Below are 22,672 nucleotides of genomic sequence, written 5' to 3' on the forward strand. Positions count from 1 at the left end.
CCCGGGTGGGGGCTCGTCGGCGGCACCGCGCTGTTCGCGGCCGCGGTCGTCCTGGTGGGAGCGGTCGTGTTCTCCGCCTTGCGCTGGGCCCCGGGCTGGCTGCAGAGCGGCATCGCGTACACCCAAGCGTGGCTGCTGCTGACCAGTGAGATCGGCGGCCTTCCCGTTGCTGTGGCCTTAGCGCGAGACCAACCCGGCCTCGTGGGCCAGCAGTCCCGCCTGGGTCCGGTTCGCGCAGTCCAGCTTCACCAGCATCCGCGACACGTAGCTCTTCACCGTCGCCTCCGCCAGGTGCAGCCGGGCCGCGATGTCCGCATTGGACAGTCCCTCGCCCAGGCACGCCAGCACGTCCCGCTCCCGCTCCGTGAGCCCCGAAGTCCGGCGACGCGCGTCCTCGCCGCGCTCGTTTCCGTCCGAAGACAGCGCCACCAACCGGCGAGCCGCGGACGGCGAGAGCACCGTGTGCCCGTCCGCCGCCACGCGGACGAGGCCGATCAGGTCCTCCGGGGGCGTCGACTTCACCAGGAAGCCCGCCGCGCCGGCTCGCAGTGCGCGGATCACGTACGTGTCCGCGTCGAACGTCGTCAGGGCCACCACCGCCGGCGGGTCCGGCAGCGCCGTGATCCGCGCGATCGCCGTCAGGCCGTCCACGCCCGGCATCCGCAGGTCCATCAGCACCACGCGCGGCCGGTGCCGGACCACCGCCTCGACGGCTTCCGCGCCGTCCGCCGCCTGGGCGACGACCTCGATGTCGCCCGCCGACCCCAGGATCGTGCGCAGGTGCGCGCACACCATCGGCTCGTCATCGACCACGAGCACCGGGATCACAGTGCGTGCCTTCCGCCGTCGGAACGTAGGCGGGCAGTATCGCACCGACCCGGAACCCGCCGCCGGGTGCCGGGCCCGCTTCGAACCGCCCGCCGACCAGCTCGACGCGCTGCCGCAGCCCCGCCAGCCCGGCGCCGGACCCGCTGCCCGCCAGCGCCGGGTCGGGCGGGCGCGCCGCCGCCGTGGTGTCCACCGAGACGTCCAGACCACCCGGGTGGTAGCGCAGCGAGACCGCCGCCGACGCGCCCGGCGCGTGCTTGCGCACGTTCGTCAAAGCCTCCTGCACCAGCCGGTACGCGGTGCGCGCGACGGTCGGCGACACCTGCGCCGGGTCGCCGTCCACCGCGAGCTCCGTCGCGACCCCGACCGACCGGGACTCCTCGACCAGCCGCGCCGGGTCGCCGGGCTCCTCCGGGCTCAGCGTCCGCGGCCCGGGTTCGACGCCGTTGCGCAGGACGCCGACCAGGTCCCGCAGTTCGTCCAGCGCGAGGGCGCCTTCGCGGCGGATGTCCTCGGCCGCCGTCCGCGCCGCCGGGTCGGCCGAGGTCACGCCGAGCGCCCCGGCGTGCAGCACCATCAGGCTGAGCCGGTGCGTGACGACGTCGTGCATCTCGCCGGCGAGCCGCCGCCGTTCCTCCGCGCGGGCCTGCTCGGCGAGCAGGTGCTGCTCCCGTTCGGCGCGTTCGGCCCGGTCGCGCAACGACTGCAGCAACTGCCGCCGGGCCTCGAAGTAGAGCGAGACCAGGGCCGGCAGCGCGGTGCTCAGCAGCCCGAACGGCGTGGTCGCCCAGCTCGGTGCCCACGGCCGCGCGGCCACCACGGCCAGGACGCCGGCCACCCACAGCACGGTCCGCCGGTCGCGCACCCGCGCCGCCTGCGAAAGGACAACCGGGGCGATCGTCGGCACGGTCGTCAGGGCGAGCGGGTGGACCGGCACGAGCAGGCCGGGCGCGAAGGTGTCGGACGCGAGCATCGCGAACGCCGCCGCGGTGACGCCCGCGCACACCCAGCCGGGAAACCGGAACAGCAGCACCAGCGACAGGTCGCAGGCGATCTGCAGCACCAGCCCGGCCGCCGGGCCGAGCGCCCCCGTGGTCCGGTCGCCGAGCGCGAAGAGCAGCGAGTTCATCCCGGCGAACGCGAAGGCGGCGAAGAACAGCCAGAAGGCGTCGGAGCGGCTCGGCCACAGCGGCCGCCGGGCGGTGGTCACGCCGTCACGGTAACCGCTGCGCCGGGCCGTCACCCCGGATGTGCAACCAAAGTTGCGGCCGCGGCCGGCGCGCGCAACTTTCGTCGCCGCGATCACCTCCGATGCCCGGTTACGGCGAAGGCCGCCGAACCGGTGGAGTGAGGGGCACACGGCGAGGGGGGAACCAGTGACTGTCCTAACGCGACCGACGACGACGTTCGCCGCCGCCCCGGTGCTCGCGATCGCGGGCCTGGCCGGCCTAGCGCTGCTGCTGACCAGCGGGCGCTACGCCGGCGGGTTCGACGAGCTCTACTTCCTGGTGGCTGGTCGAGATCACCTGAGCTGGGGGTATTTCGACCAGCCACCGCTCGTCCCGGCGCTCGCCGCCGGGATGGACGCGCTGTTCCCCGGCTCGCTGGTGGCGCTGCGGCTGCCGATGACGCTGGCCGCGGCCGCCGGCGTGGTCGTCACGGCCCTGATCGCCCGCGAGTTCGGCGGCGGCCGCGGCGCGCAGGCCATGGCGGCCGCCTGCTACGCGACGTCCGGGATCGTCATCTCCAGCCACTGGCTCGCGACGTACGTGCTCGACCCGTTCCTCTGGACGGTCGTGACGTGGCTGCTGGTCCGCTGGACCCGCACCCGCCGCGACGGCCTGCTCCTCTGGGCCGGGGTGGTGACGGCGGTGTCGCTGGAGACCAAGTTCCTGATCCCCGCGCTGTGGGCGGCCGTGCTCCTGGCCGCGCTGTGGCTCGGCCCGCGGGAGCTGCCGACGCGGCCGAAACTGTGGCTGGGCGCGGCGATCGCCGTCGCCGCCACCGTGCCGACGCTCGTCTGGCAGGCCACGCACGGCTGGCCGTACACCCATATGAGCGACGTCGTCGCGGCGGAGTTCCCCGGCTACGGCGGCTTCGCGCGCGACGCGCTCCTCGGCGCCGGGGTCGGTGCCGGCGTGCTCGCGCTGCTCTACGGCGTCTGGCGGCTGCTGCGGTCGCCGGAGCTGCGGCCGTACCGGTACCTCGGCGTCGCGGTGCCGCTGGTCGCCGTGGCGGTGCTGGTGTCGCACGGCCGGGCGAACTACGTCATGGGGTTGTACGCGGTGCCGTTCGCGGCGGCGGCCACCGAGCTGACCCGGCGGAACCTGGTCCGGTGGTGGAAGGCCGTGGTGTGGCCGGTGTTCGTGTTGTCGGCCGTCGTCACGCTGGTGGCGCTGCCGGTGTGGCCGGCTTCGGCGCGGCCGTCGTTCGGGCCCTTCCTGCTCGGCAGCACGTACGCGGGGGGCGAGCTGCCGCAGCAGGAGCTGGCGAAGCTGATCGGGCAGACCTACGCCGCGCTGCCGGCCGAAGCCCGCGCGCGGACCGCGGTGTACGCCGAGATCTACCCGTTCGCGGCGGTGACCGAGTTCTACGGGGCGCCGTACGGCATCCAGCGTGTCTACAGTGGACACCGGGCGTACTGGTACTTCGGGCCGCCGCCGGAATCGGCCGACGCGGTGCTGTTTGCCGGGTTCGACCCGGGCCTGCTGCGGCCCTACTTCGCGCACGAGACGCCGGTGGTCGACGGGCTGCTGTGGAAGTACGACGGCCGGACGGCGCCGTGGGCCCGGATCTGGCCCTCAGTGGAACGGGAGTGAAATGACCGAGTTGTCCCTGCCCGCCCGGGCGTACCTGCTGGCGTGCGACGTCCGGCGCGACCGGCTGCCGGACCGCGAACGCGTGGCGCTGCTGGTGCGCGCGGCGGCGCTGACGGACCTGGTGCTGCGCGGCCTGGTCGCCGACGACGGCGGCCGCCCGGTCGTGACCGGCGCCGGCGGCACCGGCCACCTGGTGCTCGACGACCTGCTCGCCGAGCTGGCCGCGGACCCGCACCGCAAGTTGCGCGCCCGGGTCCGCCGCGGCGCCCGCGCGACGCTGCAGTCCCTGGAGGCCCAGCTCGACGCGGCGGGCACGATCTCGCTGCGGACGTCCCGCGTGCTCGGGCTGTTCCCGCGCCGCCGCCCGGTGGTCCGCGACCGCGCGACGGCGGCGGGGCTGCACGAGCAGGTGGCGTCGGCGCTGCGGAGCGACTCGCCGGTGGCCCCGGACGTCGCCGCGCTGACCGCCCTCGCCGCGGCGGTCGAGCTGGGCACGGTGCTTCCGCGCGCCGAGCGCCGCCGGCACCGCGCGCGCCTCGCCCGGCTGGAGGAGTCGGCCGGCGCCGCGGTCCCGGCCCTGCGCAAGGTGGTCCGCGAGGTGAAGGCGGCCCGCGCGGCGGCGATCTCGGCCGCTTCCGGGGGCGGCGGGGGCTGACGCTCCGGACGACACGCCGCGCGAGGTTTCGGCCGCACCGTGTCGTCCGGTGGGGTGCGCGTGTCGTCCGGCGGTGTTCCGGCGCCCGCCGCGGCGGGCGCTGGCGACTGGTCGATTCGCGACGCCGATGCCGCCGAGGGGCTCGCGGTGGCGGCCGGGCCGGGCGTCCTGGAACCGTTCGCTTCGGTGCCCGCCGAAGCGTCGCGGACCTAGGTTCGGGGCATGGACGAATTCCGTGCCCTGCACGTCCCCGGTACCCCGCTGCTGCTGCCGAACGCCTGGGAGTTCGGCGTCGGCGCCTTCCTCGCCGCGCAGGGTTTCCGCGCCCTCGGCACGACCAGCCTCGGCGTGTCCGCCGCGGCCGGGGAGCCCGACGGCGCGCCGTCGACGCGGGACGCGACCGTCGCCCTGGCCGGCCGCCTGGCCCGGCTGGACGCGCTCGTCAGCGTCGACATCGCCGACGGCTTCAGCGCGGATCCGGCCGCGGTGGCCGACCTCGCGGCGGAGCTGGCGGACGCCGGCGTGGTCGGAGTCAACCTCGAGGACGGCCGCGCCGACGGCTCCCTCGCCCCGGTCGACGTCCAGTGCGCGCTGGTCACGGCGGTGAAGGAACGGGTGCCGGGCCTGTTCGTCAACGCCCGGACCGACACCCACTGGGCGGGCGACCGCTCGGTCGCGGAAGCCGAGACGCGGGTGCGCGCGTACGCGGCGGCGGGCGCGGACGGCGTCTTCGTGCCCGGCCTGGCCGAGCCGGCGGACGTCGAGCGGATCGTCGCCGCCGGGCTCCCGCTGAACCTGCTGTTCCTGCCCGGGAAGGTCACCCTCGCCGGGCTCGCGGAGCTGGGTGCGGCCCGGGTCAGCCTGGGTTCCCTGCCGTACCGGATGGCCCTCGCGGCCGCCGCCGGGACGGCGCTGGCGGTGCGCGACGGGCGTGACCTGCCGTTGAGCCCGCCGTCCTACGCCGACGTCACCGCGCTGCTGCCGTAAACGGCTTGCGCCGGTCTGCTTGGCTCGGACCATGCGCGCTTTCGGAACCGACTTCGCCGTCCCGCCCGGATACCTGAACACGCCCAGCGTGGGCATCCCGCCCGCGCCGGTGGCCGCGGCCGTCGCCGAGTCGGTCGAGGCGTGGCGGACCGGCGCGAACCGGCCGGGGGACTTCGACGAGCACGTCGCCCGGTCGCGGGCCGGGTTCGCGCGGCTGCTCGGCGTCGAACCCGGGCACGTCGCGATCGGCGCGTCGGTCTCGCAGCTGATCGCCAACGTCACCGCGGCGCTGCCGGCCGGCACCCGCGTGCTCGCCGCCGAGGGCGACTTCACCAGCGTGACGTTCCCGTTCGCGGCGAACCCCGGCATCACGGTGACCGAGGTGCCCCTCGACCTCCTGCCGTCGCGGGTCGACGGCCACGACGTCGTCGCGGTGAGCGTCGTCCAGTCCGCCGACGGCCGGATCGCCGACCTCCCGGCGTTGCGCGCCGCGGCCGAGGCCGCCGGGGCGGCGGTCCTGCTCGACGCGACCCAGGCGGTGGGCTGGCTGCCCCTGGACGTCGCCTGGGCGGACTGGGTGGTCGCGGCGGGCTACAAGTGGCTGCTGTCCCCGCGCGGCAGCGCGTGGCTCGCCGTGCGGCCGGACGCGCGCGAGCGGACGCGGGCGGTCGCGGCGAACTGGTACGCGGGGGAGGACCCGTGGGCCACGGTCTACGGCCTCCCGCTGCGCCTGGCCGGCGACGCCCGCGCGTTCGACCTCTCGCCCGTGTGGCTCGCCCAGGTCGGCGCGGCCGCGGCGCTGGAGTACTTCGACGGGCTCGACCTCGCGGCGGTCGCGGCGCACAACACCGGCCTGGCCGACACGCTGCTGGAGAAGCTCGGGCTGCCGCCGCGCGGCACCGCGATCGTCTCGCTCGACGCCGACCCGCAGCGGGCCGCGGCGGCCGGGATCGTCTCCAGCGTCCGGGGCGGCCGGGTGCGGGTCGGGTTCCACCTCTACAACACCGCTGACGACGTCGAACGCGTCTTACGCGCATTCGAGTGAACGGCTCGGCGGGAGTCGGCTACCACCCCGGGCGCCCGGGGGCGAAGGCCCCGGCGGGGGTCTGGGGGCGGCGCCCCCAGGAAAAGCACTACCGTATGGCCCCGTGGTTGGTGCGCATTTCACCCCAGGCCCGTCCGACACGGCCCCGCTGGGCGCGGTTCCCCCGCAGCCCCGCCCGCCCGTGCCGGGGCCGCCGGCGCGGGACACCCGCTCCCTGCTGCTCAAGGGCGCCGGGCTGGTCGCGATCGCGGTCGTCTCCGGGCTGCTGTGGTTCCTGATCCGGCACGACTCGACGCCGGACGAGCCGGTCGCGCAGCCGCCGGCCCAGAACACCGGGCAGTTCACGTTCACGAAGGTGGCCGGGCCGGAGAACTCCACGGACTGCGTCGCCAAGTCCTACGGCAAGACGAAGGACTTCTTCCAGGACAACCCGTGCCAGTCGCTGGTCCGCGCGCTGTACACGACGGAGTCGGGCGGCGCGAAGGCGCTGGTGTCGGTGGTGCTGGTGGGGATGCCGGACTCGGCGAAGGCGAAGGCCCTCAAGACCCTGACCGAGCAGGACAACACCGGCAACGTCACCGACCTGGTCCGGGACAAGACCTTCACCGGCGCCGGCGCCCCCAAGGTGAGCGGCGAGGAGGCGGCCTACGCGTCGAAGACGGACGGCACGAACACGACGATCGTGCTGGCCGACTTCTACGCCGAGCACACGGACAAGAACCTGCTCGAAGCCATCGCCGACGACGCCTTGCGCCTGTCGGCCGACTTCCACGGCTGACCGGCCGCGAGGTCACCTCGAGGACGTCCCCCGAGGTGACCCCGGCCGTTTTCAGCTCGTCTGACCCGGCATGGCGATCGCGGCCGGCTTCTCGCCCGCCTCGGACCGCCACGGCGTGCCGCGCCGCGAAGCCGCCACCAGCGCGTGCAGGGCCGTCGTGCGCAGGCCCGCGTCGTCGGTGTGGTTGATCACCGCGTGCCACGCCGACGCGCAGTCGGCTTCGGCCGTCGCCACCACCAGGGCCGCCGACGCCGCGTCGGTCACCGGCTTCTTCGGCACGTACGCCGGTTCCGGCGCCACCGGGGTCGCCCCGGAGGCCGCGAGCAGCGTCTGCAGCAGGTCGCGGCGCAGGGCGTGCTCCGCCGCGCCGCTCTTCTCGGCGTCGCCGAAGTCGCCCGGCAGGAACGCGCTGACCAGCCCGTACACCCAGACCGCCGCGTGCTCGGCGGCCAGCGCCACCTGCAGCGGGTCCACCGCGTCCGCGGGCGCCGCTCCGGACGGGGCGGTGAGCGCCGGGGCGTCTTCGCCGGGGCCCAGCGCCGGGGCGGTCCGCTGCAGCGCCGCGCAGCCCGCCGCGACCGCCGCGACCAGCCCGGCGCGGTAGCGCGGCAGCCCGCCGACGAGGTCTTCGGCCTGCTTCCGGGCGGTCGCCAGCCGCTCCTTCAGGTCGCCCAGCGACGCGGGTGCCGGCGGGGCCGCCGACGGCGACGGCTTCGGCCGGTTCAGCCGGTCCACTTCGGACTTCAGGGCGGCCGCGTGCGCCGCGCGCGCGTCGGCGAGCTGCCCGGCGGCGTCGGCGTCCTTGCCCGTGGCCAGCGCCCGCGCGGCGGCGGCGTCCGCCTCGGCGGCGGCCAGCAGCGGCTGCAACGGGTCGGGGCTTTCGTCGTAGCCGGGCCCGCAGGCGGCCAGCGGGACGGCCAGCGCGGCCAGTGCCCCCGCGCGGAGGGCGGCTCGACGGGTCAGGTCGGTCGGTCTTCCGGTCACGTCGGCCCATCCTGCCAGGCCCCGGGGCGGCCCCGCCGCTCGCGCGGGGTGACGGGGCGACCGGATAAGCTGGTCCACCACGACCCGCCCGAGACAGGAGAGCCCCACGTGCCAGGAGAACTCGCCAGCCGGCTTCAGCCGATAGTGGCCGAAGCCGTCACCGCCGCGGGTTTCGACCTCGACTCGTTCGAGGTGCAGCAGGCCGGCCGGCGGCAGCTGGTCAAGGTCGTCGTCGACTCCGACGACGGTGTCGGGCTGGACGAGGTCGCCGAGATCAGCCGCACGGTCTCGGCCGCGCTCGACGAGAACGAGCACGTGCTCGCGAGCGCCTACACGCTGGAGGTCACCTCGCCGGGCCTCGACCGCCCGCTCACCCAGGCCCGGCACTGGCGGCGCGCGCGGTTCCGCCTGGTCAAGATCAGCCCCGTCGAAGGCGCGCCCTTCGTCGGCCGGGTCGGCCACGCGGGCGAGGACGCCGCGCGCGTCCTGGCCGGCGGCAAGCTCCGCGACGTCCGCTACGCCGACGTGGCGAAGGCGGTCGTGGAGATCGAGTTCAAGCAGCCGCCAGCCGAAGACCTGAAACTGCTGGAAGACGACGCGTCCGGCATGATCGGCGCCGGTCAGGCCGAGACGGAGAAGGGGTCGAAGTGAACGTCGACATCGCCGCGTTGCGGGCGATCGAACGGGACAAGGACATCCCCTTCGAAACGGTGATCGAGGCCATCGAGACGGCCTTGCTCACCGCGTACAAGCACACCGAGGGCCACCAGCCGCACGCCCGCGTCGACATCGACCGCAAGACGGGCCTGGTGCGCGTCCTCGCGCACACGCTGACCCACGACGGCCAGGTCGACGAGGAGTGGGACGACACCCCCGAGGGGTTCGGCCGGATCGCCGCGACCACCGCCCGCCAGGTCATCCTGCAGCGGCTGCGCGACGCCGAGCACGAGAAGACCTTCGGCGAGTTCTCCACCAAGGAGGGCGAGATCGTCGCCGGCGTGATCCAGCGCGACGCCCGCGCCAACGCGCGCGGCATGGTCGTCGTCCAGGTGGGTGACACCGAGGGCGTGCTGCCCTCCGCCGAGCAGGTGGCGGGGGAGTCCTACGAGCACGGCAGCCGGATCAAGGCGTACGTGGTCACGGTTTCGCGCGGCAACCGCGGCCCGCAGATCACGCTCTCGCGCTCGCACCCCAACCTGGTGCGCAAGCTGTTCGCGCTGGAGGTGCCGGAGATCGCCGACGGGACCGTCGAGATCGCCGCCGTGGCCCGCGAGCCCGGGCACCGCACGAAGATCGCGGTCAAGTCCACCGTGCCGGGCGTCAACGCCAAGGGCGCCTGCATCGGCCCGGTCGGCGCGCGCGTGCGGAACGTGATGAGCGAGCTGGCCGGCGAGAAGATCGACATCATCGACTACTCCGAGGACCCGGCCCGGTTCGTGGGGAATGCGCTGTCCCCCGCGAAGGTTGTCTCCGTACGAGTCGTGGACGAGCGGGCGAAGACCGCCCGCGTCGTGGTGCCGGACTTCCAGCTGTCGCTGGCGATCGGCAAGGAGGGCCAGAACGCCCGCCTCGCCGCCCGTCTGACCGGCTGGCGGATCGACATCCGCAGCGACGCCGCACCGGCGGACGACGAGGGTGATCAAGACCACGCCAGTCCGTCGCGGCCCGCCGCGACAACCGGTTCGGCTGAGTGAAGGTCGAAGCGCTAGACTCAGGAGTGGTTCGAAGCCCGCGGCGGGTAGCCGAGCACCAGCCCCACCGGAATTGCCCGGTGCGGACTTGTGTCGGCTGCAAGCGGCGGGCGTTGATCGGTGAGCTGCTGCGCGTGGTCGCGGTGGCCGGGCGGGTGGTCGTCGACGAACGTCGGCGGCTGCCGGGCCGGGGAGCATGGCTGCACCCCGACCCGGACTGCCTGGCCAAGGCCGAACGGCGGCGAGCCTTCCCGAGAGCCTTGCGGGCTCCCGGGGCGCTCGACGCTCGTGAAGTTCGCGAGCACGTCGAGCGCACCACTCCGCACCACGAAGCCGGGACATCCCCGGGTTCGCGAGGAATCAAGGAAGCAGGTCGACCCGTCATGAGTCAGCCGTGAAGCTGAAGCCATGAGCGTCAGACAATAAGGACGAGGTCAGCGGGTTCCCCGCCTGGCCTCCCCTAGATGAGGAGAGTTGTGCCAGGCAAGGCCCGCGTACACGAGCTCGCCAAAGAGCTCGGCATCACCAGCAAGGACGTTCTCGCGAAGTTGAAGGAACAAGGCGAGTTCGTCAAGTCCGCGTCGTCCACGGTCGAGGCGCCCGTCGCCCGCCGTCTTCGCGACGCGTATGCCGCCAAGGGCGGCAAGAAGCCCGCTCCGACCCCCGGCCCCTCGGCGCGCCCCGGTCCGCCGGCCGCGAAGCCCGGTGCCCCGGCCGCCCCGAAGCCCCCCGCGCCTGCCCAGCAGGCTCCGGCGGCCCAGGCGGCTCCCGCCCCGGCCCCGTCGGTCCAGGCGGCTCCGGCCGCACCCCAGCAGCAGGCGCCCGCGGCGTCGAAGCCGGCCGGCCCGGGACAGCGTCCCGGCCCCCGGCCCGGCCCGCGTCAGCAGCCCGCCGCGCCCGCACCCCAGGAGCAGGTCCCGGCCGCGGCCGCCGAGCAGGCCACCCCGCCTGCCGCGCCGCAGCAGGCCACTCCGCCGGCGGCGTCGACCGGTTCGGTCGTCCCGCCGAAGCCGCAGGGCCCCAAGCCCGGTGGCCCCAAGCCCGGTCCGCGCACCCCGCGGGTCGGCAACAACCCCTTCGGCGTCGGTTCCGGCGCTCCGCCGCGCCCGCAGGGCCCGCGTCCCGGTGGCGGTCAGGGCGGCGACAACCGCCCGCCGCGTCCCGGTGGCGGTCAGGGTGCCGGTGACCGTCCGGCCCCGCGGCCCGGCGGCGGCGCCGGTGGCAACCGGCCGAGCCCGGGCAACATGCCCCCGCGGCCGAACCCCGGCATGATGCCGGGCCGCACGCAGCGCCCGGCCGGTCCCGGTGGCGGCGCTCGCGGTGGTCCCGGTGGCGGCGCCCGTGGCGGCCCCGGTGGCGGCGGCGGTCGTCCCGGTGGTGGCGGCGGCGGTTTCCGTGGCGGCCCCGGTGGCGGTGGCGGCGGCGGTGGCTTCCGCGGCGGTCCCGGTGGTGGCGGCGGCGGTGGCGGCTTCCGCCCCGGTGGCGGCGGCCCCGGTGCCGGTGCCCCGGCCGGTGGCGGCGGTTTCCGTGGCGGCGGCGGTGGCCGTGGTGGCCCCGGTGGCCGTGGCGGTACCGCGGGTGCCTTCGGGCGCCCGGGTGGTCCCTCGCGCAAGGGCCGCAAGTCGAAGCGGCAGAAGCGCCAGGAGTACATGGACAACATGCAGGCGCCCAGCGTCGGCGGCGTCCGCCTGCCCAAGGGCCAGGGCGAGACGATCCGGCTGCCGCGCGGTGCCTCGCTGACCGACTTCGCCGAGAAGATCGACGCCAACCCGGCTTCGCTGGTGCAGGTGCTCTTCCACCTCGGCGAGATGGTCACCGCGACGCAGTCCGTGTCGGACGACATCCTCGAGCTGCTCGGCGGCGAAATGAACTACAACGTTCAGGTCGTCAGCCCCGAGGAGGAGGACCGCGAGCTGCTGGAGACCTTCGACATCACCTACGGCGACGACGCGGGTGGCGAAGAGGATCTGCAGGTCAGGCCGCCGGTCGTGACCATCATGGGTCACGTCGACCACGGTAAGACCCGCCTGCTCGACACGATCCGGAAGACGAAGGTCCGCGAGAGCGAGGCCGGCGGCATCACGCAGCACATCGGTGCGTACCAGATCGAAACCGAGCTCGAGGGCAACCCGCGCCTGATCACCTTCATCGACACCCCGGGTCACGAGGCGTTCACCGCCATGCGTGCCCGTGGTGCCAACTCGACCGACATCGCGGTGATCGTGGTGGCGGCCGACGACGGTGTGATGCCGCAGACGGTCGAGGCGATCAACCACGCGCAGGCCGCCAAGGCCCCGATCGTGGTCGCGATCAACAAGATCGACAAGGAAGGCGCGAACCCGGACAAGATCCGGCAGCAGCTGACCGAGTACGGCCTGGTCGCCGAGGAGTACGGCGGCGACACGATGTTCGTCGAGATCTCCGCGCGGCAGAACATCAACATCGACGGCCTGCTCGAGGCGATCCTGCTGACCGCCGACGCCGCTCTGGACCTCCGGGCCAACCCGGACATGGAGGCCCAGGGTGTCGCGATCGAGGCGCACCTCGACCGCGGCCGCGGCCCGGTGGCCACCGTCCTGGTCCAGCGCGGCACGCTGCGCGTCGGCGACTCGGTCGTGGCGGGTGACGCCTACGGCCGCGTCCGCCGGATGGTCGACGAGCACAACGTCGACGTCACCGAGGCGCTGCCGTCGCGTCCCGTCCAGGTCATCGGGTTCACCTCGGTGCCCGGCGCGGGCGACACCTTCCTGGTGGTCGACGAGGACCGCGTCGCCCGGCAGATCGCCGAGCGCCGGTCGGCTCGCACGCGGAACGCGCTCAACGCGTCGCGCCGCAAGCGGGTCAGCCTCGAGGACCTCGACTCCGCCTTGAAGGAGACGAACAGCCTCAACCTGATCATCAAGGGTGACAACTCGGGTACGGTCGAGGCCCTCGAAGCCTCGCTGCTCCAGCTGGACGTCGGCGACGAGGTCGAGCTGAACGTGGTCCACCGCGGTGTCGGTGGCGTGACCGAGTCGGACATCGACCTGGCGACCGCGTCCGACGCGATCGTCCTCGGGTTCAACGTCCGCGCCCAGGGCAAGGCGACCGAGCGGGCCACCCGCGAGGGCGTCGACGTCCGGTACTACACGGTCATCTACCAGGCGATCGACGAGATCGAGCAGGCCCTCAAGGGCATGCTCAAGCCGGAGTACGAAGAGGTCGAGCTGGGCCGCGCGGAGGTTCGCGAGGTCTTCAAGTCCTCCAAGATCGGCACGATCGCGGGTTGCCTGGTCATGTCCGGCGAGATCCGGCGCAACGCCCGGGCCCGTCTGCTCCGCGACGGCACCGTCGTGGCGGAGAACCTGCCGATCAGCTCGCTGCGGCGGTTCAAGGACGACGTGGTCGAGGTCCGCGAGGGCTACGAGTGCGGTCTGACGCTCGGTTCGTACGGCGACCTCAAGGTCGGCGACCTGATCGAGACGTACGAGCAGCGCGAGAAGCCGCGGGCGTAAGGCGTGTGTCCCCGGGTGTGCGGTTTCGCACCGCGCACCCGGGGTCTTCGCTTCCCATCCCTACGACACCACCTCATTTGCTTATGTTCGTCGGAGCCCTTGAGCTCGACATCCTGCTCGGTGACGTTCATTCGCTGAAGCAGAAGCGATCCGTGGTCCGTCCGGTGCTGGCCGAGGTGCGCAAGCGCTTCGCCGTGTCGGTGGCCGAAGCCGGGCACACCGACCTGCACCGCCGGACCCTCATCGGGGTGGCCGTGGTCGCCGAAGGTGGCGAGCACGTCCGTGACGTGCTCGACTCGTGTGAGCGGTACGTGGCGAGCAGGCCGGAGTTCGAACTGATCTCCGCCCACCGCCGGCTGCTGGGCCCGGACGACTGACTTTTCTAGGAGAACGACATGGCTGATCCTGCTCGGGCCCGCAAGCTCGCCAAGCGGATCTCGCAGATCGTGGCGTCCGCGATCGAACACGAGGTCAAGGACACCCGGCTGGACTACGTGACCATCACGGACACGAAGGTCACCGGCGACCTGCACGACGCCACGGTGTACTACACGGTGCTCGGTGAGAAGCTGGACGTCCCCCCGGACTTCGCCGGCGCCGCCGCCGCGCTCGAATCGGCGCGCGGGATGCTCCGCACGAAGGTCGGGCAGGGCACCGGGGTCCGCTACACGCCGACGCTGACCTTCGTCGCCGACACGATCCCCGAGGAGTCGAAGCGGATCGAAGACCTCCTCGCCAAGGCCCGCGAGGCCGACGCCGAGGTCGCCCGCCGCTCGGCCGGAGCCCAGCACGCGGGCGAGCCCGACCCGTACAAGGCGCCTCGCGAAGAGACCGAAGACGACGAACTCGCGGACGAGGAGAGCCGGGGCTGACCCGTGCTCTCCCGCCGCGGCCTGCTCGCCGGCAGCGCACTCGCGCTGCTGGCGGGCTGCTCGTCGGCTCCCTCGGGGCCGCCTCCCGGTCCGCCGCCGGTGCCGGTCCCGACCGGTCCGGCACCTTTGTCCGACCCGGTGACGGTCCAGCGCATGCGCTCGGCCGCCCGCGGTACCGACGTCGACCTCGTGCTGATCACACCCGAAGGCGTCCCGGCGTCGGGCCTGCCGGTGTGCCTGGCCCTGCACGGCCGCGGCGCCCGCGCGCGCACGTTCCTCGAGCTGGGTGTCCCCGCGGCCTTGACGGCGGCGGTCCGCGCCGGCACCCCGCCGTTCGCGGTGGCGGCGGTCGACGGCGACCACTACTGGGTCGACGTCGGTTCCGAGGACGACCCTCAGCGCATGCTCACCGACGAGGTTCCGGGCTGGCTGGCGGGCCGCGCCTTGCGTCCCGCGTCGGCGGTGTTCGGCATTTCCATGGGCGGCTTCGGCGCCCTGCGGTTCGCCCGCGCCCACCCGGACCTGAAGGCGGTCGCCACGGCGAGTGCCGCGCTGTTCGTCAGCTGGCCGGACGCCCGCAGCCGCAAGGTGTTCGCGGACGAGGCGAACTGGCGCGCGGAAGAACCGTTGCTGCACACGGGAGAACTGCGCGCGGGGCAGCTCGGCGTCTGGTGCGGCGAGTCCGACCCGTTCCTGGGCGCGGACCGCAAGCTGGTGAAGGCGGTTTCGCCTGCCGTGTCGAGGTTTTCGCCCGGCGGGCACCAGGACGAGTACTGGCGCGGGATCCTGCCGGACGTCCTGAAGTTCATGGGAGAGCGGCTAAGCTGACGCGCGCGCGAACAGGATCGCCTGCGACACCTTGTTTTCCGGGCTGAGCGCCCACTCCGCCTCGATCGTGAACCCCGCCGCCCGCACCCGCTTGGCCAGCCACCACGGCTGCCGCAGGTGGACGTGGACCCGCATCGGGTGGCCGCCGTAGCCTTCGGTCTTCAGCCGGGTGCCCACGCCGACGTGGTAGCCGATCACCAGCAGCCCGCCGGGCCGCAGCACGCGCCGGAAGTGCCCGAGGGCCACCGGGACGTCGTCGTCCGGGACGTGGATGAGCGACCAGGACGCCAGCACGCCCGCCACCGACGCGTCGGGCAGGGCCAGGTCCGTCATCGAGCCGACCTCGAACCGCGGTCCCGGGTGGGTCCGGCGAGCGAGGTCGATCATCGCCGGCGAAAGGTCGATGCCGGAGGCGTCGACGCCGAGCGAGTGGAGGAACGCCGTGAAGTGGCCGGGGCCGCAGCCGGCGTCCAGCGCCGGGCCGTCGACCTCCGAGGCGAACAGCGTCAGCGCCGCCCGCAGGTACGGCTGCTTGTCGAGAGCGTCCGCCACGAAATCCGCGTAGCTCTCCGCCACCGTGTCGTACGACGTCCGGGTGTCCGCGAGCCAGGTCATCGCGCCCGCAGCCCGTCGAGGACCATGCCGAGCGCGCGCCGCCAGTCGGGGGTCGCCGTCGCCGCGGCGAACACGATCGCCAGGTCTTCGGCGCGGAAGTCGCGCCGCAACACCCCGGCCTCCTGGGCCCGGGTGATGATCCGGTTCATCCGGGAACCGTTGGCCTGCTTGGCCTTCTCCAGCCGGGACGCCGGATCGAAGGCCCGCGAACAGACCTCGGTGAACCCGCGGTCGCTGACCAGCATCAGGACCGACCGTTCGAGGAAGAGCACGAAGCCGTCCCAGGGATCGTCGAGGGCGAGCGCCTCTTCGGTCACGGTCTGGGCTTCTTCCAGCGTCGGCAGGAACGCCGCCTCGACGAGGTCCGCGCGCGTCGGGAACCGGTTGTAGAGGGTGCCGATCGCGACCTCGGCGCGGCGGGCGATCTCGTCGAGCGGGGCGTCGACGCCCTTGGCGCCGAACACCTCCCGCGCGGCCGCGACGAGCGCCTCCCGGTTGCGCCGGGCGTCCGCGCGCAGGGGACGTTGCTCGACGGTCACACGCCGGAGTATAGCCGGGCCGGAAGGCCCCTCCACGCGTGAGAGGACCGCTGGGTTGCCTCCTGATCGGAACCTCACAGTGCCCACCCGCCGCCTCCGCCGGGAGCACAATGAAGAGAGCGGGGGCGGCTGACGCACCCGCGTCGAGGCGGCCACCGAGGGAGGTCGGCACCCATGCACTCCGATCTCACCCCGTCCGGCCGCAACGGAGTCCTCCTGGTCGGCACCCGCGGGCAGCGGGGCCCCGGGGAGGTGCTGATCAGGATCCGGGGCGGCTTGGAAACCTTCCTGGCCTGGTCCGACACGGAGCTGCCGAAGGGCACGACCGTCCTGGTCGTGGAAACCCGGGGACGGCGCACGGTCGACGTCGTGGCGTGGGACGCCTCGGACCCCTCTTCCTAGTGCTCGCAGAAGGACAACCGATGTTCGGTTATCGCGTGCCGGCCCCCAACGAAGCGATGCTGATCGCGGGGGGCAAGAACAGCAAGGGCACGTCGCCGTTCCGGGTCGTCACGGGCCACGGCGCGTTCGTCATGCCCGTCTTCCGGAAAGTCCGGTTCCTCACCCTCGCCATGTGCGAGGCCGAAGTGACCGAAGTGTGCGTGACGAAGCAGGCCATCGCCCTCACGGTGCGGGCGGTGATCGCGTTCAAGGTCGGCAACGACACCGAGAGCATCGTCAACGCCGGCCAGCGGTTCCTCTCCGACCAGGACCAGATGTCCGTGCTGACCGGCCGGATCTTCGCCGGTCACCTGCGCTCGATCATCGGGTCGATGACCGTCGAGGAGATCATCACCGAGCGGCAGAAGCTCGCGACCGAGGTGCTGGACGGCTCGGCGGTGGAGATGGCGAAGATCGGGCTCACCGTCGACGCCCTGCAGATCCAGTCGATCGACGACATGAAGCTCGGCTACATCGCCGCGATGGCCGCGCCGCACAACGCCGCCATCCAGCGGGACGCGCAGATCGCGCAGGCCGTGGCCAACAAGACCGCGGCGGAGGCCGAGCAGGAGTCGCAGCGGACGCAGGCCGAGTACGCCCGGCAGACGTCGATCGTGCAGGCGAAGTACCGCGCCGAGGTCGAGGCGGCGCAGGCGCAGGCGGCCCAGGCCGGTCCGCTCGCGCAGGCGAAGGCGCAGCAGGAGGTCATCGACGCGCGCACCGAGCTGGCCCAGCGCGAGGCCGAACTGCGGCAGCAGCAGCTGGTCGCCGAGGTCATCAAGCCGGCCGACGCCGAGGCCGAGCGGATCCGCATCCTGGCGCTCGCCGAGGCGGAGAAGATGCGGGTGCAGGCGGAGGCGGCCGCGTCGAACAACCGGGTCGCGCTCGACCGGATGCTCATCGACCAGCTGCCGCAGATCGTCAAGGAGGCCGGGCGCGGGCTGTCGGGGGCCAACGTCAACATCCTCAACGGCGCCGACGGCCTCGGCGAGATGGCCGCGGGCCTCGTCGGCCAGGGACTGTCCATCTTGGACTCGGTGAAGCGCGGCCTGAGCACCCCGCCGCCGGCTCCCACCGGGGCGCCGGCGGAGAACGGGCAGGCGCCGGTGAAGGGTGAACTCACCCAATAGCGCTTTGTCGACTCAGGAAGCCGGTTTCGCCGCGACGACCAGGTCACGCAGGATGGCCTGGTCCACGCGGTGGGTGAACTCCTCCCACGGCCCGCCTTCGCGGACGTCGAGCCCGGCCTTCCGGAGCACCTCGACGAGCTCTTCCCGCGGCAGCACGGTCGTGTTCCACGAAATCCCGAGCGCGCCGCCGGGCTTCAGCACCCGCGTCCACACCGGCACGGCCGCCGCGAGCAGGTCGCGCGGGCTGCGCTGCAGACCGGCTTCGCGGTGGCTGCCGTGCTGGACGCCGTACGGCGCGTCCGTGACGATCACGTCGCAGGAGTTCGCCCGCAGCACCTCGTCGGTGGTCAGCGTGTCGGCGTTGAAGTACGTGAGCTTGCGGGTGTCGCCGGCTTTGTACTCCTCCTTGGTGAGCGCGTACTCGATGTCGAGCCGCCGCCCGAGCCGGACCTTGTTGCGCCGCAGCTGTCCCGACTCGGCGGTGTGCTTCACGCGCTTGTTCCGCAGCCACGTCTTGATGAACGCCTCGTAGGCTTCGAAGTCCTTGGCGTCGACGTCCAGGCCGGTGGCGTGCAGGCCGTACATCATCGCCTGGTTCAGCGTGGTGCCGCGGCCGCACAGCGGGTCGAGCAGGTACTTCGGCCGGTCGGAGAACGGGTCCGCGGTCGCCATCAGCGTGACGTTCACCAGCAGCTTCGTGAACAGCTCGTTCGTCTTGCCCGCGTACTTCTGGATGGTCAGCAGGTCCGAATCGGCCTTCGCCAGCGGCGTCACGGTCACCGGCCGCAGCACGCCGTCGCCCACCTCGAACAGCGCGTACAGCGACGAGAGGTTCGACAGGAGCGAGAGGTCCCGCTCACCCAGGGGTACCGAACTGGTGAAGCGCACGTAGCCGACGCCGCCGAGCTCGACGTCTTCGATCGCGGACAGCTCGGCCGCCAGGCCCGCGCCGAACACCGCCAGCTCGGCGCGCAGCAGCGCGGGGGCGGAGGCGGCGTAGACCCGGTTGGCCGAGGGGTAGACCAGCATCGCGTACTCAGGCATCCCGCAGAGCGTAGCGTGACGCACCGTGACCCCTACTTTGGCGCAGGACATCCGGGACGCGGCGGCGTTGCTCGCGTCGGCCGGCGACGTGACGGTGCTCGGGCACGTGCGGCCGGACGCGGACGCGCTCGGCAGCGCGCTCGCCCTCGGCCGGGCGCTGCGGCAGCGCGGCGCCCGCGTGCGCGTCTCGTTCGGCGAGCCCGACGAGGCCCCGGAGACGCTGCGGTGGCTCGACGAGGACGGCCTGCTCACCCACCCGGACGACCTGCCGGACACCGAGGAACTGCTGGTCTGCGTCGACACCCCGACGCCGAAGCGGCTGGGGCGGCTCGCCGGACGCGTCGAGCTCGCCGGCGCGGTGCTGGTCGTCGACCACCACGCGACCAACACCTTCTACGGCACCTGCAACGTCGTCGACGAAAGCGCCGAGGCCAGCGCGATCCTCGTGTTCCGGCTCCTGGACGCGCTGGGCGCCGAGCTGGACGAGCCGATCGCGCGCGGGATCTACGCCGGGATCGTCACCGACACGAGCGGGTTCCGCCGGGCGAGCCCGGAGACGCACCGGATGGCGGCGCGGCTGCTGGAGGCGGGCGTCGACCCGGAGAAGGTGGTGCGGCGGATCGTCGACGAGCGGCCGTTCACCTGGCTGCCGATGCTGTCCTCCGTGCTGAGCGAGGCCGAGCTGGAGCCGGAAGCGGCGCAGGGCAAGGGTTCGTGCACGCGGTGGTCCGGCTCGACGCGGCGCGGACGGTGCGCGGCGAAGAGGTCGAGTCGGTGATCGACGTCATCCGTTCGGTGCGCGAGGCCGCCGTCGCGGCGGTGCTCAAACAGGACCCGGCGAACCCCGGGCAGTGGCAGATCTCGTTGCGCTCGATCGGCATCGACGTCTCGGCAGTGGCCACGGAGTTCGGCGGCGGCGGGCACCGGCAGGCCGCGGGCTGCACGATCGCGGGCACCGCCGAGGAGGTCCTCGCCGGGCTGCGGGAGGCCCTGGAGCGGGCCCCGCTGCTCTGACCGGTACCGCGGCCCCGTCGGCCGGCGGGGCCGGAAAGTTCCCGCCTTCCCGCCGGTCAGGATTGTCGGTGGGGGCGGTTAGAGTCCGGTTCGTGGTGAACGTGGAGGAGACCGAGCGGGTTCCGGCGAAGCGCGTGCTGGGCCTGGCCGTGCCCGCGCTGGGGGTGCTGGCCGCCGAGCCGTTGTACGTGCTGGTCGACACCGCCGTCGTCGGCCACCTCGACGCGCTGTCGCTGGCCGGGCTCGCGCTCGGCGGTGTCGTGCTGGCCCAGGTGTCGGGTCAGCTGACCTTCCTGTCGTACGGCACGACGTCCCGCACCGCCCGGCTGCACGGCGCCGGCCGCCGGACCGAGGCCGTCCGGGAAGGCCTGCAGGCGACGTGGCTGGCGCTGCTCGTCGGGCTCTTCGTGCTGGTCGCCGGGCAGCTGCTGGCCTGGCCGATCGCGCGGGCGCTGTCGGGCAGCGACGAGATCGCGGGCGCGGCGGTGTCGTGGCTGCGGATCGCGCTGTTCGGGGCGCCGCTGATCCTGGTCACCATGGCCGGCAACGGCTGGATGCGCGGCGTGCAGGACGCCGCGAAACCGTTGCGGTACGTGCTGGCGGGCAACGGGATCTCGGCCGTGCTGTGCCCGGTCCTCGTGTACTGGGCCGGGCTCGGCCTGGAAGGTTCGGCGATCGCGAACGTCGTCGCGCAGGTGATCTCGGCGTCGCTGTTCGTCGTCGCGCTGGCGAAGGAGAAGGTCGGGCTGCGCCCGGACTTCAAGGTGATGCGCGCCCAGCTCGGCCTCGGCCGGGACCTGGTGCTGCGCAGCCTGGCGTTCCAGGCGTGCTTCGTCTCGGCGGCGGCCGTCGCGGCCCGGACGTCGACCGAGGCGGTCGGTGCCCACCAGGTGGTGCTGCAGCTGTGGACGTTCCTCGCGCTGGTCCTGGACTCGGTGGCGATCGCGGCGCAGTCGCTGGTCGGGGCCGCGCTCGGGGCGGGCGCGGCGGGCCGGGCGCGCGGGGTCGCCAACCAGATCACCGGGTACGGGCTGCTGCTGGGGTGCTTCCTGTGCGTGCTGTTCGCGGCGTTGTCGTGGGTGCTGCCGCACGCGTTCACGTCCGACCCGGGCGTGCTCGCCGAGATCCCGCACGCGTGGTGGTTCTTCGTCGCGCTGCAGCCGATCGCCGGGGTGGTCTTCGCCCTGGACGGCGTCCTGCTGGGCGCGGGCGACGCCGCCTTCCTCCGCAACGCGACCCTGGGGAGCGCGGCCCTGGGCTTCCTGCCGCTGATCTGGGCGTCCCTGGGGTTCGGCTGGGGCCTGACGGGCATCTGGACCGGCCTCTCCCTCTTCATGGTCCTCCGCCTGGCGGCGGTCCTGGCCCGCTGGCGCTCGGGCAACTGGGCGATCACCGGCGCCACCCGCCCCGCCTGAAGGCATCACACGCGTGATGCCTCGCTGAGCACGGGTGACGCCCGCGACCTGTGGTGAAAACCACCCGGGTCACGGGTATGTTTCGACGTTGCTTAGGCGATACAAGTAGTGGGGACGGCAGCGCAGGCGTCCGCACCACCGAACGCCGAAACCCTGGAGGTCCTCGTGCCGCCCGCCACCGGCCGCGCCACCGCCCGGTCCTGGCTGATCTGGCTGTCCGCCGTCACCGTCTACCTCCTCGCGGTCTTCCACCGCACCTCCTTCGGCGTCGCCGGGCTGCAGGCGGCCGAGCGCTTCGGCGTCGGCGCGGCCGCGCTCGGCACGTTCACCGTGCTCCAGGTCGGCGTCTACGCCGCGATGCAGATCCCGACCGGCGTCCTGGTCGACCGCTACGGCCCGCGCCGCGTCCTCACCGTCGCGGTGCTCGTGCTCGGCGCCGGCCAGCTCCTGCTCGGCGTCGCGGACTCCTACGGCCTCGGCCTGCTCGCCCGCGGCGTGCTCGGCCTCGGCGACGCGCTCACCTTCGTCAGCGTCCTGCGCCTGGTCGCGGCCCACTTCCCGGGCCGCCAGTACGCGCTGCTGACGTCGTTCACCGCGGCCGTCGGCTACATCGGCAACCTCGCCGCCACCGTCCCGCTCTCCCTGCTGCTCGACAGCGCCGGCTGGACCCCCACCTTCCTGGCCGTCGGCGCCGTCACGGTCCTCTACACCGTCGTCGTGACGCTGCGGGTCCGCGACGTCCCGGCCGGGGAGCAGCCGCCCGTCCGCGAAGAGGTCCGCCCGCGCGAGCTCGCGCACCAGGTCGCCGAAGCGTGGCGGACGCCGGGGACGCGCCTGGGCTTCTGGGTGCACTTCAGCACGATGTTCGCCCCGAACGCCCTGACGCTGCTCTGGGGCGTGCCGTGGCTGGTGCAGGGCCAGGGCCAGTCGAAGGCCGCCGCGAGCGCGCTGCTCACCGTGTTCGTCTTCGGGTCGATGGCGGGCGGGCCGCTGCTGGGCGGCCTGATCGGCCGCCGCCCGTCGCTGCGGATGCCGCTGGTCGGCGGGTACATCGGCGGGGCCGCGCTGCTCTGGGCGGTGCTGCTGAGCTGGCCGGGCCAGGTGCCGGTGGCCGTGCTGGTGCCCGCGTTCGCCTTCCTCGCCCTCGGCGGCCCGGCGTCGATGATCGGCTTCGCCCTCGCCCGCGACTACAACCCGCTCAGCCGGGTCGGCACGGCGACGGGCGTGGTCAACGTCGGCGGGTTCGTGGCGACGACGATCGCCGCGCTCGCCGTCGGGGTGCTGCTGCAGCTGACCGGCGGGAGCTTCCGGCTGTCGCTGCTGGCGATCGTGGCGGTGCTCGCGCTCGGTACGGCCAAGATGCTCGTGTGGTGGCGCCGCACCCGCGCCCACCTGTTCCTGGCCGCGGCCCGCGGCGAGGAGCTGCCGGTCCGCATCACCCGCCGCCGCTGGGACGCCGCGCTCCCGGAGACCCCGATCGTGGCCGCCTGATC

Annotated in this window: 22 protein-coding genes and 1 pseudogene; 17 read left to right on the forward strand and 6 right to left on the reverse strand. The window is 73.5% G+C overall.

Going from position 1 to position 22,672, the window contains the following annotated elements:
• Positions 1–177: 177 nt before the first annotated feature.
• Complete coding sequence (locus ACH54P_RS44090) at positions 178–828, reverse strand: response regulator (RefSeq protein ID WP_489909240.1); 651 nt, start codon at positions 826–828, stop codon at positions 178–180.
• Positions 803–2,038 carry a sensor histidine kinase gene (locus ACH54P_RS44095; protein ID WP_489909241.1) on the reverse strand — a complete coding sequence of 412 codons (1,236 nt, stop codon included), beginning with the start codon at positions 2,036–2,038 and terminating at the stop codon, positions 803–805. Before ACH54P_RS44095 ends, ACH54P_RS44090 begins: the two co-directional genes overlap by 26 nt.
• Positions 2,039–2,204: 166 nt before the next feature.
• Here ACH54P_RS44095 and ACH54P_RS44100 point away from each other — a divergent pair, with 166 nt between their 5' ends.
• The 5 genes from ACH54P_RS44100 to ACH54P_RS44120 all read left to right on the forward strand — a co-directional run bounded on the left by ACH54P_RS44100 (position 2,205) and on the right by ACH54P_RS44120 (position 7,112).
• A complete protein-coding gene (locus ACH54P_RS44100) occupies positions 2,205–3,647 on the forward strand; it encodes an ArnT family glycosyltransferase (protein ID WP_489909242.1) in 1,443 nt (480 codons plus the stop codon).
• A 1-nt stretch (position 3,648) separates the two neighbouring features.
• Positions 3,649–4,302 (forward strand): GOLPH3/VPS74 family protein, encoded by a 654-nt coding sequence (locus ACH54P_RS44105; protein ID WP_489909243.1) that lies wholly within the window; start codon positions 3,649–3,651, stop codon positions 4,300–4,302.
• Positions 4,303–4,524: 222 nt separating this feature from the next.
• Entirely contained in the window at positions 4,525–5,289 is a 765-nt protein-coding gene (locus ACH54P_RS44110; protein ID WP_489909244.1) for an isocitrate lyase/PEP mutase family protein, read from the forward strand.
• A gap of 31 nt (positions 5,290–5,320) precedes the next feature.
• The gene (locus ACH54P_RS44115; RefSeq protein ID WP_489909245.1) at positions 5,321–6,334 is read left to right on the forward strand and encodes an aminotransferase class V-fold PLP-dependent enzyme; all 1,014 of its coding nucleotides are present in this window, start codon (positions 5,321–5,323) and stop codon (positions 6,332–6,334) included.
• 181 nt (positions 6,335–6,515) lie between these two features.
• Positions 6,516–7,112 carry a hypothetical protein gene (locus tag ACH54P_RS44120; RefSeq protein WP_489916982.1) on the forward strand — a complete coding sequence of 199 codons (597 nt, stop codon included), beginning with the start codon at positions 6,516–6,518 and terminating at the stop codon, positions 7,110–7,112.
• Between the two features lie 51 nt (positions 7,113–7,163).
• Here ACH54P_RS44120 and ACH54P_RS44125 read toward each other — a convergent pair whose 3' ends face one another.
• Positions 7,164–8,096, reverse strand: a complete 933-nt coding sequence (locus tag ACH54P_RS44125; protein ID WP_489909246.1) for a ferritin-like domain-containing protein — start codon at positions 8,094–8,096, stop codon at positions 7,164–7,166.
• Between the two features lie 108 nt (positions 8,097–8,204).
• Between ACH54P_RS44125 and rimP the strand changes: the two genes are divergently transcribed.
• The 7 genes from rimP (at position 8,205) to ACH54P_RS44160 (ending at position 14,981) form a co-directional block, all read left to right on the forward strand.
• Entirely contained in the window at positions 8,205–8,747 is a 543-nt protein-coding gene (gene rimP, locus ACH54P_RS44130) for a ribosome maturation factor RimP (protein ID WP_489909247.1), read from the forward strand.
• Positions 8,744–9,790, forward strand: coding sequence for a transcription termination factor NusA (gene nusA, locus ACH54P_RS44135; protein WP_285998235.1), 1,047 nt, complete (start codon positions 8,744–8,746; stop codon positions 9,788–9,790). The genes rimP and nusA overlap by 4 nt, the downstream gene beginning before the upstream one ends.
• A gap of 140 nt (positions 9,791–9,930) precedes the next feature.
• Positions 9,931–10,185 carry a YlxR family protein gene (locus ACH54P_RS44140; RefSeq protein WP_489916984.1) on the forward strand — a complete coding sequence of 85 codons (255 nt, stop codon included), beginning with the start codon at positions 9,931–9,933 and terminating at the stop codon, positions 10,183–10,185.
• Between the two features lie 78 nt (positions 10,186–10,263).
• Positions 10,264–13,281: a translation initiation factor IF-2 gene (infB, locus tag ACH54P_RS44145; protein WP_489916986.1), complete on the forward strand. Its 3,018-nt coding sequence runs from the start codon at positions 10,264–10,266 to the stop codon at positions 13,279–13,281.
• Positions 13,282–13,364: 83 nt separating this feature from the next.
• On the forward strand, positions 13,365–13,658 hold the full coding sequence (locus tag ACH54P_RS44150) for a DUF503 domain-containing protein (protein WP_364526562.1): 294 nt from the start codon (positions 13,365–13,367) through the stop codon (positions 13,656–13,658).
• An 18-nt stretch (positions 13,659–13,676) separates the two neighbouring features.
• The gene (gene rbfA / locus ACH54P_RS44155) at positions 13,677–14,153 is read left to right on the forward strand and encodes a 30S ribosome-binding factor RbfA (protein WP_489909248.1); all 477 of its coding nucleotides are present in this window, start codon (positions 13,677–13,679) and stop codon (positions 14,151–14,153) included.
• Between the two features lie 3 nt (positions 14,154–14,156).
• Positions 14,157–14,981, forward strand: coding sequence for an alpha/beta hydrolase (locus tag ACH54P_RS44160; protein WP_489909249.1), 825 nt, complete (start codon positions 14,157–14,159; stop codon positions 14,979–14,981).
• Here ACH54P_RS44160 and ACH54P_RS44165 read toward each other — a convergent pair.
• Together ACH54P_RS44165 and ACH54P_RS44170 are read right to left on the reverse strand one after the other, a co-directional pair.
• On the reverse strand, positions 14,973–15,596 hold the full coding sequence (locus tag ACH54P_RS44165; protein WP_489909250.1) for a class I SAM-dependent DNA methyltransferase: 624 nt from the start codon (positions 15,594–15,596) through the stop codon (positions 14,973–14,975). The two genes, ACH54P_RS44160 and ACH54P_RS44165, sit on opposite strands and share 9 nt — an antisense overlap.
• On the reverse strand, positions 15,593–16,135 hold the full coding sequence (locus tag ACH54P_RS44170) for a TetR/AcrR family transcriptional regulator (RefSeq protein WP_489909251.1): 543 nt from the start codon (positions 16,133–16,135) through the stop codon (positions 15,593–15,595). Before ACH54P_RS44170 ends, ACH54P_RS44165 begins: the two co-directional genes overlap by 4 nt.
• Positions 16,136–16,309: 174 nt before the next feature.
• On the opposite strand from ACH54P_RS44170, the gene ACH54P_RS44175 reads away from it, so the two are divergent.
• Entirely contained in the window at positions 16,310–16,537 is a 228-nt protein-coding gene (locus ACH54P_RS44175; RefSeq protein WP_489909252.1) for a hypothetical protein, read from the forward strand.
• A 20-nt stretch (positions 16,538–16,557) separates the two neighbouring features.
• Positions 16,558–17,706, forward strand: coding sequence for an SPFH domain-containing protein (locus tag ACH54P_RS44180; RefSeq protein ID WP_489909253.1), 1,149 nt, complete (start codon positions 16,558–16,560; stop codon positions 17,704–17,706).
• Between the two features lie 12 nt (positions 17,707–17,718).
• Here the strand turns inward: ACH54P_RS44180 and ACH54P_RS44185 are convergent, their stop codons facing one another.
• Positions 17,719–18,750, reverse strand: coding sequence for a TRM11 family SAM-dependent methyltransferase (locus ACH54P_RS44185; protein ID WP_489909254.1), 1,032 nt, complete (start codon positions 18,748–18,750; stop codon positions 17,719–17,721).
• A gap of 25 nt (positions 18,751–18,775) precedes the next feature.
• On the opposite strand from ACH54P_RS44185, the pseudogene ACH54P_RS44190 reads away from it, so the two are divergent.
• The 3 genes and pseudogenes from ACH54P_RS44190 to ACH54P_RS44200 all read left to right on the forward strand — a co-directional run bounded on the left by ACH54P_RS44190 (position 18,776) and on the right by ACH54P_RS44200 (position 22,670).
• Positions 18,776–19,764 (forward strand): annotated as a pseudogene (locus ACH54P_RS44190) (DHH family phosphoesterase).
• A gap of 95 nt (positions 19,765–19,859) precedes the next feature.
• On the forward strand, positions 19,860–21,179 hold the full coding sequence (locus tag ACH54P_RS44195) for an MATE family efflux transporter (protein WP_489916988.1): 1,320 nt from the start codon (positions 19,860–19,862) through the stop codon (positions 21,177–21,179).
• 165 nt (positions 21,180–21,344) lie between these two features.
• The gene (locus ACH54P_RS44200; protein ID WP_489916990.1) at positions 21,345–22,670 is read left to right on the forward strand and encodes an MFS transporter; all 1,326 of its coding nucleotides are present in this window, start codon (positions 21,345–21,347) and stop codon (positions 22,668–22,670) included.
• Positions 22,671–22,672 lie beyond the last annotated feature (2 nt).

The organism is Amycolatopsis sp. N2S4-7 (assembly GCF_058119595.1).